The sequence below is a fragment of the Gemmobacter sp. genome (assembly GCF_016792925.1).
Classification (GTDB): domain Bacteria; phylum Pseudomonadota; class Alphaproteobacteria; order Rhodobacterales; family Rhodobacteraceae; genus Gemmobacter.
In genome coordinates, this window is the sequence record NZ_JAEULU010000151.1 from 1 (window position 1) to 11,600 (window position 11,600).

Here is an 11,600-nt window from a genome sequence, read left to right on the forward strand (position 1 = left end):
CTCGCGCGCATTTTCAAAGAGCGCTACCACACAGCACCGAAAGGGGCTGCGGTAATCTCTATTCACCTTTTTGGTATCGAATTCGCGGAAGAACTGGCGGGGCAGCCTCTCAAGGAAATCTGCCTGCGTGCGGGTGTCCCCGTATCTTACGGGACCGAAATCTTCAAAGGCATGCGCTTGTCACAGTTCGTGAGCCTTAAACCATGACCCCCGAACTCGCCGCCCTCTCTGCCCTCGGCTTCCTCCACTTCGCCACCATCTTCGTGGCGCAGCATTTCTTGACGCGCGACATTGGCCGCGACGGCAACATCGGCACGCGGGAAAACCTTGAGGCGCAGCTTTCGCCGTTGACCCTGCGCCTGCGCCGCGCCACGGCGAATTTCGTGGAAAACATCGGCCCCTTCACCCTCGCCATCTTGGTCGTCCTGATGGCCGACAAGACCAGCACCCTGACCGCCGCGCTCGCTTGGGGCTTCGTGGCCGCCCGTGCCCTTTATGTGCCGGCCTATGCGCTGCAATGGGTGCCTGGGCGCAGCCTGATCTGGCTGGCGGGCGCGCTTTGCACCCTTGGCCTGCTGATTGTGGGAGTGATCTGAATGCCCGCCGAACTCACCGCCCTCGCCCTCGCAGGCCTGTTGCAAGTGCTGCAATTCGCGGTTTTCGCCATCCCCGCCAATCTCGAGCTGGGGCCGGGCTATACTTCCTCGGCACGCGACCGGCCGCCCTCACGGGCGCTGTCGCTGGTTACCGCCCGCCTGCAACGCGCGATGAACAATCATTTCGAGGGGCTGATCCTGTTCACCCTCGCGGTGGTCGTCGTCACCCTTGGCAACCAATCCAGCCCGGTCACGCAAAGCGCCGCCTGGGCCTATCTTGGCGCCCGCATTCTCTATGTTCCGGCCTATGCCCTTGGCCTGCGCCCCTGGCGCTCGGCCATCTGGGCCATTGGCTTTTTCGCAACCCTCACCATGATCGTGGCCAGCCTGATCTGACCCGTTCAACCTGATCCAAATATCCCGGGGGTCCGGGGGCCGCGCCCCCGGCCGGGCACCACAGGAGACCAAAATGGCAGAATTCGATGTGATCGTGATCGGCGGCGGCCCTGGCGGCTATGTCTGCGCCATCCGCTGCGCGCAGCTGGGCCTGAAAACCGCCTGTGTCGAAGGGCGCGAGACGCTGGGCGGCACCTGCCTGAATGTCGGCTGCATCCCGTCGAAGGCGCTGCTGAACGCCACCCATCACCTGCACGAAGTCCATGAGAACTTTGAGAAAATGGGCCTGATGGGCGGCGCCCCCACGGTCGATTGGGGCAAGATGCAGGCATATAAGCAGGATGTGGTGACCGGCAATACCAAGGGGATCGAATTCCTGTTCAAAAAGAACAAGATCACGTGGCTGAAGGGCTGGGGCTCGATCCCCGCCGCCGGTCAGGTGAAGGTCGGCGACGAGACCCACAGCGCCAAGCACATCGTCATCGCCACGGGGTCGGAGCCTGCCAGCCTGCCCGGCGTGACGGTCGATGAGGAGGTCGTGGTGACCTCGACCGGCGCGCTGTCCTTGGGCAATATCCCGAAATCCATGGTCGTGATCGGCGCAGGCGTCATCGGGCTGGAGATGGGCTCGGTCTATGCCCGCCTCGGCACCGAGGTGACGGTGGTGGAATATCTCGATGCCATCACCCCCGGCATGGATGCCGAGGTCGCCAAGGCCTTCCAGAAGCTGCTGGCGAAACAGGGGCTGAAATTCGTGCTGGGCGCTGCCGTGCAGGGCACCGAGCGCAGCGCCACGGGCGCGAAAGTGGCCTACAAGCTGCGCAAGGATGACAGCGCCCATGAGATCGAGGCCGAGGCCGTGCTGTTGGCCACCGGTCGCCGCCCCTATACCGCGGGTCTGGGGCTGGAAGGCGCGGGCGTCCAGATGGAGCCGCGCGGGCAGGTGCAGATCGACGGTCACTTCCAGACCAATGTGAAAGGCATCTATGCCATCGGCGACGCCGTGGTCGGCCCGATGCTGGCGCACAAGGCCGAGGATGAGGGCATGGCGGTGGCCGAGGTCATCGCGGGCAAGCATGGCCATGTGAATTATGACGTCATCCCCGGCGTCATCTACACCACGCCCGAGGTCGCTTCGGTCGGCAAGACCGAGGAACAGCTGAAAGCCGAGGGCCGCGCCTATAAGGTCGGCAAATTCCCCTTCATGGGCAATGCCCGCGCCAAGGCGGTGTTTCAGGGCGACGGCTTCGTCAAGCTGATCGCCGACAAGGCGACCGACCGGATTCTGGGCTGCCACATCATCGGGCCGGGCGCAGGCGATCTGATCCACGAGGTTTGCGTGGCGATGGAATTTGGCGCCTCGGCCCAAGATCTCGCGCTGACCTGCCACGCGCATCCGACCTATTCGGAAGCGGTGCGCGAAGCCGCGCTGGCTTGCGGTGACGGCGCGATCCACGCCTGATCGGCCCGCGACAATGCGGAAACGCCCCGGTCTGATGACCGGGGCGTTGCTGTTTTATCTCGGTCTTGGCCTTGCGGCCCAGACCTCGGAAGGGCCTCCGGCGGGGATATTTGGATCAGGTTGAAGGGCTGGTTTTCAACCTGATCCAAATATCCCGCAGGGTCCGGGGGCGCGCAGCCCCCGGGGGTTGGGTCACTCGGCGGCGATGGGGGCAGGGTCCACCAGCGCCACAATGTCCAGCATGATGCGGTTCAGCTCGAAATCCTTGGGCGTATAGACGGCGGCGACGCCCATGGCGCGCAAGGCGGCGGCGTCATCTTCCGGGATGATCCCGCCCACCACCACCGGGATATGGCCCAGATCAGCTTCGCGCAGGCGGGTGAGGGTTTCCGAGATCAGCGGCAGGTGGCTGCCCGAGAGGATCGACAGGCCCACCACATGCGCGCCCTGCTCGGCGGCGGCGCTGACGATTTCGGCCGGGGTCAGGCGGATGCCTTCGTAATGGATGTCCATGCCGCAATCGCGGGCGCGGGCGGCGATCTGTTCGGCACCGTTGGAATGGCCGTCCAGCCCCGGCTTGCCGACCAGGAACTTGAGCTGCCGCCCCAGTTTGGATGACACGGCAGAGACCGCCTCGCGGATCGGGTCCAAGCCTTCCGTGCGGTTGGAGCGGGATTTGGACACGCCGGTCGGGCCACGATACTGGCCAAAGGCCGCGCGCACCGTGGCGCCCCATTCGCCAGTGGTGGCCCCGGCCTTGGCGGCGGCGATGGAGGCGGGCATGACGTTTTCGCCGCTGGCGCAGGCGGCGCGCAGCGCCCCCAGCGCGCGGGCCACGGCGGCGGCGTCACGGTTGCTGCGCCAAGCGGTCAGGCGCGCGATCTGGTCCGCCTCGGCCTCGGGGTCGGCCTGCATGATGGCGCCATCGCCTGCGGTCAGCGGCGAGGGCGCGGCTTCGGTCCAGCGGTTCACCCCGACCACGGTGGTTTCCTTGGCCTCGATCCGGGCGATGCGGTCAGCATTGGCCTCGACCAGGCGGCCCTTCATATAGTCGATGGCGGCCACGGCACCGCCCATGGCGTCGATCTGCGCCAACTCCTCGCGCGCGCCCTGCTTCAGCGCCGCCACCTTGCGGTCAATCGCCGGGTTGCCGTCGAACAGGTCGTCATATTCCAGCAGGTCGGTCTCATAGGCCAGGATCTGCTGCATGCGCAGCGACCATTGCTGATCCCAGGGGCGGGGCAGGCCAAGCGCCTCGTTCCAGGCGGGCAGCTGCACGGCGCGGGCTCGGGCCTTCTTCGACAGGGTGACCGCCAGCATCTCGATCAGGATGCGGTAGACGTTGTTTTCGGGCTGCTGTTCGGTGAGGCCGAGGCTGTTGACCTGCACGCCATAGCGGAAGCGGCGATATTTGGCATCGGTGATGCCGTAGCGCTCCAGCAGGATCTCGTCCCACAGGTCGACAAAGGCGCGCATCTTGCACAGCTCGGTCACGAAGCGGATGCCGGCATTTACAAAAAACGATATTCTGCCCACCATATTGGGGAAATCTGCCGCTGAAACTTTCCCTTTCAAGTCATCCAGCACGGCACAAGCGGTGGCGAGGGCAAAGGCCAGTTCTTGCTCGGGCGTGGCGCCTGCCTCTTGCAGGTGATAGGAACACACGTTCATCGGGTTCCATTTCGGCAGGTGTTTCTGCGTATAGGCCGCCACATCGGTGATCATTCGCAGCGAGGGTTTCGGCGGGCAGATATAGGTCCCGCGCGAGAGATATTCCTTGATCAGGTCGTTCTGCACGGTGCCTTGCAGCTTCGACACATCGGCGCCCTGTTCCTCGGCGGTGGCGATATAGAGCGCCAGCAGCCAGGGGGCGGTGGCGTTGATCGTCATCGAGGTGTTCATCTGTTCCAGCGGGATCGCGTCGAACAGGGCGCGCATGTCGCCCAGATGGTTCACCGGCACGCCCACCTTGCCCACCTCGCCGCGCGCCAGCTCGTGATCGCTGTCATAGCCGGTCTGGGTCGGCAGGTCGAAGGCCACGGAAAGCCCGGTCTGCCCCTTGGCCAGATTGGTGCGATAGAGCGCGTTGGAGGCTTTGGCCGTGGAATGGCCCGCATAGGTGCGGAACAGCCAGGGCGCATCCTTCTGGGGCAGGTCTTTCTCAGCTTGGGTCATCTGGGCCTCGCAGCGGAATCGGATTGGCAAGATTATTGCTTGATTGAACTTATGCCCGCAAGAATGTGGCGCTGTCAATTCGCCGCATTGCGGCAAAGCGGTTGCGGCATGTGCTTTGGTTGCGGTGCTGCGGGGCCTCGCCTAAGGTCGGGACATGACGCGCATGGTTGAACTTCCCCTTTGGCTGGTGGTGCTGGCCCTCATCCTCGCCGCCATCGCTGCGCTGGAGCGGGTGCTGATGCCCTCGGCGCGCTGGTTTCTGCGGCGGCGGGCCGAGCGTTTGGTGGGGCGGCTGAACACCCATCTGTCGCGGCCGATCCGGCCATTTCGCCTGATGGCGCGGGCGGACCGGATCGTGCAGCTGACCTATGATCGCGAGGTGGTGGCCGCCGCCATGGCCCATGCCGCCGAGACCGGCACGCCAGAGCCGGTGGTGTTTCAGGAGGTGCGCAAGGCCGCGGCCGAGATCGTGCCGGGCTTTTCGGCCATCGTCTATTTCTCGATCGCGACGCGGCTGGCGCGCTGGTTGAGCCGGGCGCTTTATACGGTGCGGGTCGGGCGGGTGGATGCTGCGCTGAGCCAGATTGCCCCCGAGGCAACGGTGGTTTTCGTGATGAACCATCGCAGCAATATGGATTACGTGTTGGTCACCTGGCTGGTCGCTACCCGTGCCACATTGAGCTACGCCGTGGGCGAATGGGCGCGGATCTGGCCCTTGTCGGCGATGATCCGGGCGATGGGGGCGTTTTTCGTGCGGCGCAATTCCGGCGATCCGCTCTATCGCCGGGTGCTGGCGCGCTATGTGCAGACGATCAGCGCCGAGGGTGTGACGCAAGCGGTGTTCCCGGAGGGGGGCCTCAGCCTGAACGGGCAGGTGGGGCAGGCCAAGCTGGGGCTCCTTAGCTATATCTTGCAGGGCTATGAGGCCGGGCACCGTGATATTGTGTTTGTGCCGGTGGGCATCGCCTATGATCGCGTGTTGGAGGATAATGTGCTGGTCGAGGCGGCGCGCAAGGGCGAGCGCAAGTTCCGCGGCTCGGTCTGGAACGGCTTTGGCTTTGCGCTGCGGATGATCCGGCGCAAGATGCAGGGGCGTTATACCGGCTTTGGCATGGCGGCGGTCAGCTTTGGCGCGCCGGTGTCGCTGGCCGACTGGCTGACCCGGCACGAGGCCGATGCCGCCACGCTGGGGGCGGCATTGATGGCGCGGGTGGTGGAGGTGGTGCCGGTGCTGCCGGTGCCGCTGGTGGCTTGTGCCTTGAGAGCCGGGGCGCGCGACCGGGCGGCGCTGCTGGCGGCGGTGACCGATCTGTCCAGCCAACTGTCGGCGCGCGGCATTCCGGTGGAGCTGCCCGAGGGCGGGGCAGAGGCGGCGGTCTCGGATGCTTTGGCGCAGCTTTTGGCGCGGCGCATCGTGGTGGAGTTGAACGGCATCCAGATTGCCGAGGGCAAGGCCGATCTGCTGGCCTTTCAGGCGGGCGCTGTGGAGCAGCATCTGCATCCCTCGGCCTGACCTGCGGCAGAAACGTCACTGTCCTGTCACAGTGATTCGCGATACGCTGCGATGCAGCAAAGGCGAAAGGGGCCGGAATGGGCAAGGTCATCACCGTGGCGCAGCAAAAAGGCGGGGCGGGTAAAACCACGCTTGCGGTGACGCTGGCCGGGGCTTTTGTGGCGCGGGGGCTGAGCGTGGCGCTGCTGGACAGCGACCCGCAGGGCACATTGGGCCGCTGGTTCATGGCGCGGGTGGCTGCGCGCGGCGCGCCGGATATGGAGTTTTCCACTGCCTCGGCCTGGGGGGTCAGCTATGAAATCCGCAAGCTGCGCGAGCGGTTCGACATCGTGATCCTCGATACGCCGCCCAAGGCCGATGCCGATCTGCGCCCTGCGCTGCGCGAGGCCGATCTGGTGCTGGTGCCGGTGACGGGCAGCCATGTGGATCTTTGGGCCACGGATGGCGTGCTGGATCTGGTGGCGCGGGAAAGCGGGCGGGCGCTGATCGTGCTGAACCGGATGAGCGGCGGCACGCGGCTGGCCGAGGAAGTGGCCGAGGCCGCAGGGGCGCTGGCGCGGGTGGCCGAAACCCGGCTGGGCGCCCGCGTCGCCTATGCGCAGACGCTGGGGCAGGGCGCCACTGTGCTGGACACGCGCGGGGCCGCCACCACCGAGGCCCGCGCCTTGGCGGGCGAAGTGCTGGCAGCCCTGCACTGACGCCGTAAGGCCTGACGGGTTAAAACACGTCAAACACATACAGCAGGATGATCACCGGGATCGGAATGCCGATCAGCCATGCGAGGGCGCCCTTCATGAAAACCTCCTTGGTTGCTGTCGGGGCAACGCGAGGGGGCGGGTTTCGGTTCCCTAGAAAGGAATTACATCGTCGATCTCTTGGCAAAGTGAGTCAAATAAGGTGCTAAATGGTACACCTTTGGCCCTAAGGGCAATCGTCACTCTGTCGTTTTCCGATTGCATTATGTTGGCCCTTGCGGATGCGTGGGCCCATCGTGTCAAAAATGAATCCAATCCAGATGATACATCAGAACTTTGAAAGCCCCGGGTCTCAATTAGCATTTCTTCTTTTGATATCTTTATAACCCTAATTGAGGAGTTCTTGATGTATCGGCCATTGAAAACTGGTAGCATCGTGGCAAGCCCGAGCGAAGTCTCAGGGCTAAATATTCCGCCGTGAGAAATCATTCGCCGTTCTAATGCATCAATCCTCTCAAGTATAATGTCGCTTATCGGCGTATCTTTATTTTCAACGACTGGAATGTGGAACGGTCCAAGTTGACCTATAAAACTATTCTCTGTTGAGTGTGACACTGTTTTTTGAATTGCATCAATCAACTGTGCCTTGAATGCTTCCATCGCTGGATGTCTTAGGTCTCGTGGATACTCGATATAGCGATTAGGGCCAGTGTCAAAGGGATATGCCGTTCTATCATCTTTAACAATGACTGTAGGCTTTTGCGTGGCCATCCGAATTCCAAGCTCGAAGAATACATTAGGATTCCTTCCGCTCACATCGCACACAATGATATCATCATTGTATATATTGCTGATGATCTCTTTGTGGATGAGGTTGCTCTCAAAAGTGTCGCTAACTAAGCGAGCTGTGAAACCTGCCTGCGTAGCGGCAGCTTCGATAATCCTCAGTACATCTGCCCAATGATGTGGTGGGCGACCATCGCACTCAGAAATGGGCATGACTATCCCGCAAACCTTTTTGACTACCTTTGCGTCAGTCATGCCAAAATCCTGCTTTACATGTTCACCTAGGGTCAGTCTTACCGTGCAAACCGCTTGTATTTCACCCGTTTCGGGTTCACCGAATCCGGGCCAAGGCGGCGGATCTTGTCTTGCTCATAGGCCTCGAAGTTGCCCTCGAACCATTCCACATGCGCATCGCCTTCAAAGGCGAGGATATGGGTGCAAAGGCGGTCCAGGAAGAAGCGGTCGTGGCTGATGATGATGGCGCAGCCCGCGAAATCCTCGATCGCGGCTTCCAGCGCTTGCAGGGTTTCCACGTCCAGATCGTTGGTCGGTTCGTCAAGCAGCAGCACATTGCCGCCCGATTTCAACAGCTTGGCCATGTGAACGCGGTTGCGCTCGCCGCCCGACAGCAGGCCGACCTTCTTCTGCTGGTCGGTGCCCTTGAAGTTGAAGGCGCCGGTATAGACGCGGCTGTTCATCTGCATATCGCCCAGATGGATCACCTCGGCCCCGCCCGAGACCTCCTCCCAGACCGTCTTTTCCGGGCTCAGCGCATCGCGCGACTGGTCGACATAGGCCAGTTGCACGGTATTGCCGAGCGTGATGGTGCCTTCATCGGGCTGCTCTTGCCCGGTGATCATGCGGAACAGCGTCGATTTGCCGGCGCCGTTCGGGCCGATCACGCCCACAATGGCGCCCGGCGGGATGGTGAAGCTGAGGTCTTCGATCAGCAGCCGGTCGCCCATGGCCTTTTTGAGCCCCTCGACCTCGATCACCTTGTTGCCCAGACGCTCGCCGTTCGGGATGATGATCTGCGCGGTGGTGGCGCGTTCCAGCACGGTCTGGCCTGCCATCTCGTTATAGCGCGCCAGACGGGCCTTGCCCTTGGATTGCCGGGCCTTGGCGCCCGAGCGGATCCATTCCAGTTCCTTTTCAAGCGCTTTCTGCTTGGATTTGTCCTCGCGGGCCTCTTGCGCCATGCGCTTGGCCTTCTGGTCCAGCCAGGCGGAATAGTTGCCCTCGTAGGGGATGCCCCGGCCGCGGTCGAGTTCGAGGATCCAGCCGGTGATGTCATCCAGGAAATAGCGGTCGTGGGTGACGATCAGGATGGTGCCCTTGGAGTCGATCAGGTGCTTTTGCAGCCAGGCGATGGATTCCGCGTCCAGGTGGTTGGTCGGTTCGTCGAGCAGCAGCATGTCGGGCTTTTCCAGCAGCAGCTTGCACAGCGCCACGCGGCGCCGCTCGCCGCCCGACAGGGTGGTCACGTCGGAATCGTCGGGCGGGCAGCGCAGCGCGTCCATGGCGACGCCCACGGTGGCCTCCAGCTCCCACAGATTGCCCGCGTCGATCTGGTCTTGCAGCGCGGCCATCTCGTCGGCGGTCTCGTCCGAGTAGTTCATCGCCAGTTCGTTATAGCGGTCGAGGATCGCCTGTTGCTCGGCCACGCCCAGCATGACGTTTTCCTTGGCGGTCAGGTTCGGGTCCAGATAGGGCTCCTGCGCGAGGTAGCCGACCTTGGCCCCCTTGGCGGCCCAGGCCTCGCCCTTGAAGTCCTTGTCCATGCCCGCCATGATCTTCAGCAGGGTCGATTTACCCGCGCCGTTGACCCCGACAACACCGATCTTCACGCCGGGCAGGAAGTTCAGGTGGATGTTTTCAAAGCAGGTCTTGCCACCGGGATAGGTCTTGGAAACGCCTTCCATGTGATAGACGTATTGATACGAGGCCATGCGGGATCTCCGGTGAATCTGTGTCCTTGGGTTGCCGCGTATGTAGCGGATCAACAGGGAAAGGGCAACGCGGGCGCGGCCCCTTGCCCCGGAGCAGAACTGGCGGCGGTTTTCGACCCTCTCAGAACAAGCTGCCCTGCCCCTGCGGGCCGCCGGGGGCTTTGCGGGGTTTGGGCTTTTCGGGCATGTCGGGGGTGGTGAGGGGCTGCACCTGCACCCGGCCATCGGCGAACTGGATTTCCAGTGCGGCGGCCTTTTGCGCCACGGGGGCCGAGGTCACCAAGGCCGCCCCCGCGCGCACCACGGCATAGCCGCGTTGCAGCGTTTGCTCATAGCCCAGCGACAGGCGCATGCGATCTGAAGCGGTCAGGCGTTCCGACAGGCGCGCCAGCCGCAGGGCCTGGGCGCGGTCCATCCGTTCGGTGAGGGTCTGCATCTTCTGGCGGTTGGCGGCAATGTCACGCGCGGCGCCGCCCAGCAGGCGCGACAGCGCGGGCGCCAGCCTTGCGCCGAGGCCCGCCAGCGCATCGGCGCGCCGCTCGGCCCGGCGGGCCTGCGCAGCCTCCAGCCTTGCGGCCCGCCCGTCCAGACCCAGACGCGCCCGTGCGACCAGTGCCAGCAGGGCAGCGGGCGAAAGCCTTCCGGCCTGCGCGGCAAAGGCCCCCCGTTTGCGGCTCACCGCCAGACCAAGCGCGCCGCCAAGCCGCTGCACGCCGGTGTCAAAGCGCTGGCGCGGCACGGCCAGCAGGGTTTCCGGCCGGGGCAGGGCGCGGCCCAGGTCTCGCAGCCGCTGGCCGCGCCGCTCGGCCCCTTGCGCGGTGGCGCGGGTCAGGCGGGCGCCAAGGCTCTCCACCCCCGCCAGCAGCTCGCCCCGCACCGGCACCGCCATCTCGGCGGCGGCGGTCGGGGTGGGGGCGCGGCGGTCGGCGGCAAAGTCGATCAGCGTGGTGTCGGTCTCGTGGCCGACGGCAGAGATCAGCGGAATGCGGCTGGCCGCCGCCGCCCGCACCACGATTTCCTCATTGAAGCCCCACAGGTCTTCCAGCGAGCCGCCGCCCCGTGCGACGATCAGCAGATCGGGTCGCGGGATCGGGCCGCCGGGCTCAATCGCGTTGAAACCGCGAATGGCGGCGGCCACCTGCGCCGCGCAATCCTGCCCCTGCACGGCCACCGGCCAGATCAGCACATGGCGCGGGAAGCGGTCGCGCAGCCGGTGCAGAATATCGCGGATCACCGCGCCGGAGGGCGAGGTGACGACGCCAATCACCCCCGGTAGAAACGGGATCGGCTTTTTGCGCGCGGCGTCAAACAGACCCTCGGCCTGCAAGGCGGCGCGGCGCTTCTCCAGCATCGCCATCAGCGCGCCCGCCCCGGCCGGGGCCACGTCATCGACGATCAGCTGATATTTCGACTGCCCCGGAAAGGTGGTCATCTTGCCGGTGGCGATGACCTCCATCCCCTCCTCGGGGCGCACCTGCATGCGGGCCACCTGCCCCTTCCAGCTGATCGCGGCAATCACGCTGCGATCATCCTTCAGATCGAAATACAGATGCCCCGAGGCCGGGCGGCTGACGCGGCCAATTTCGCCGCGCACGCGGACAAGGCCGAACTCGCCCTCGATGACCCGTTTCACCGCGCCAGACAGCTCGGATACGGTGAATTCGGGCTGGTTGCCCTGCGGTTGGGGGTCTTCAAACAGGTCCATGGCAGGCGTCCGTCAGGAAAGATCGCGGGTCAGCAATTGGCCGCCGGGGCCGGGCTTCACCTCGAAGCGGCTGGTCAACTTGCGCACCAGATCCGAGAGTTTGGCCGTGCCATAGGTGCGGGTGTCGAAATCGGGGTTGGCCTGCGTGATATACTGCCCGATCTGGCCCAGCGAATACCACTCGCCCTCGGGGTCGATGGCGCGCATGGCGGCCACGATCAGCGGGATGGCCTGCTGCACAGGCTCTTTCTCGCGGCGGCCCGTCGGTTTGGGCTCGGGCGCGGGGTGATCAGGGCGCGCATCCGGCAGGTCTTCGCCCTCAT

11 protein-coding genes are annotated in these 11,600 nt (G+C 64.3%); 6 read left to right on the plus strand and 5 right to left on the minus strand.

Going from position 1 to position 11,600, the window contains the following annotated elements; all coding sequences use genetic code 11:
• From JNN06_RS07440 to lpdA, 4 genes are all read left to right on the plus strand, one after another.
• Positions 1 to 207: hypothetical protein (locus JNN06_RS07440; protein ID WP_291238962.1), on the plus strand; the 207-nt coding region annotated here is incomplete at its 5' end.
• Positions 204 to 596 (plus strand): MAPEG family protein, encoded by a 393-nt coding sequence (locus tag JNN06_RS07445; RefSeq protein ID WP_291238963.1) that lies wholly within the window; start codon positions 204 to 206, stop codon positions 594 to 596. The genes JNN06_RS07440 and JNN06_RS07445, both read left to right, overlap by 4 nt.
• On the plus strand, positions 597 to 992 hold the full coding sequence (locus JNN06_RS07450) for an MAPEG family protein (protein ID WP_291238964.1): 396 nt from the start codon (positions 597 to 599) through the stop codon (positions 990 to 992).
• Positions 993 to 1,065: 73 nt separating this feature from the next.
• Positions 1,066 to 2,454, plus strand: a complete 1,389-nt coding sequence (gene lpdA / locus JNN06_RS07455) for a dihydrolipoyl dehydrogenase (RefSeq protein ID WP_291238965.1) — start codon at positions 1,066 to 1,068, stop codon at positions 2,452 to 2,454.
• 192 nt (positions 2,455 to 2,646) lie between these two features.
• On the opposite strand, the gene JNN06_RS07460 is transcribed toward lpdA, so the two are convergent.
• Positions 2,647 to 4,608, minus strand: a complete 1,962-nt coding sequence (locus JNN06_RS07460) for a protein meaA (RefSeq protein WP_291238972.1) — start codon at positions 4,606 to 4,608, stop codon at positions 2,647 to 2,649.
• 184 nt (positions 4,609 to 4,792) lie between these two features.
• Between JNN06_RS07460 and JNN06_RS07465 the strand changes: the two genes are divergently transcribed.
• Together JNN06_RS07465 and parA are read left to right on the plus strand one after the other, a co-directional pair.
• Positions 4,793 to 6,142, plus strand: a complete 1,350-nt coding sequence (locus tag JNN06_RS07465) for a 1-acyl-sn-glycerol-3-phosphate acyltransferase (protein WP_291238966.1) — start codon at positions 4,793 to 4,795, stop codon at positions 6,140 to 6,142.
• A 77-nt stretch (positions 6,143 to 6,219) separates the two neighbouring features.
• Positions 6,220 to 6,840, plus strand: coding sequence for a ParA family partition ATPase (gene parA / locus JNN06_RS07470; RefSeq protein WP_291238967.1), 621 nt, complete (start codon positions 6,220 to 6,222; stop codon positions 6,838 to 6,840).
• A 150-nt stretch (positions 6,841 to 6,990) separates the two neighbouring features.
• Here parA and JNN06_RS07475 read toward each other — a convergent pair whose 3' ends face one another.
• The 4 genes from JNN06_RS07475 to JNN06_RS07490 all read right to left on the minus strand — a co-directional run.
• A complete protein-coding gene (locus JNN06_RS07475) occupies positions 6,991 to 7,878 on the minus strand; it encodes a hypothetical protein (protein WP_291238968.1) in 888 nt (295 codons plus the stop codon).
• Between the two features lie 38 nt (positions 7,879 to 7,916).
• Positions 7,917 to 9,572: an energy-dependent translational throttle protein EttA gene (gene ettA, locus JNN06_RS07480; RefSeq protein WP_291238969.1), complete on the minus strand. Its 1,656-nt coding sequence runs from the start codon at positions 9,570 to 9,572 to the stop codon at positions 7,917 to 7,919.
• 121 nt (positions 9,573 to 9,693) lie between these two features.
• A complete protein-coding gene (gene xseA, locus JNN06_RS07485; RefSeq protein ID WP_291238970.1) occupies positions 9,694 to 11,277 on the minus strand; it encodes an exodeoxyribonuclease VII large subunit in 1,584 nt (527 codons plus the stop codon).
• A gap of 12 nt (positions 11,278 to 11,289) precedes the next feature.
• A partial coding sequence (locus JNN06_RS07490; protein ID WP_291238971.1) for an OST-HTH/LOTUS domain-containing protein occupies positions 11,290 to 11,600 on the minus strand: 311 nt, incomplete at its 5' end.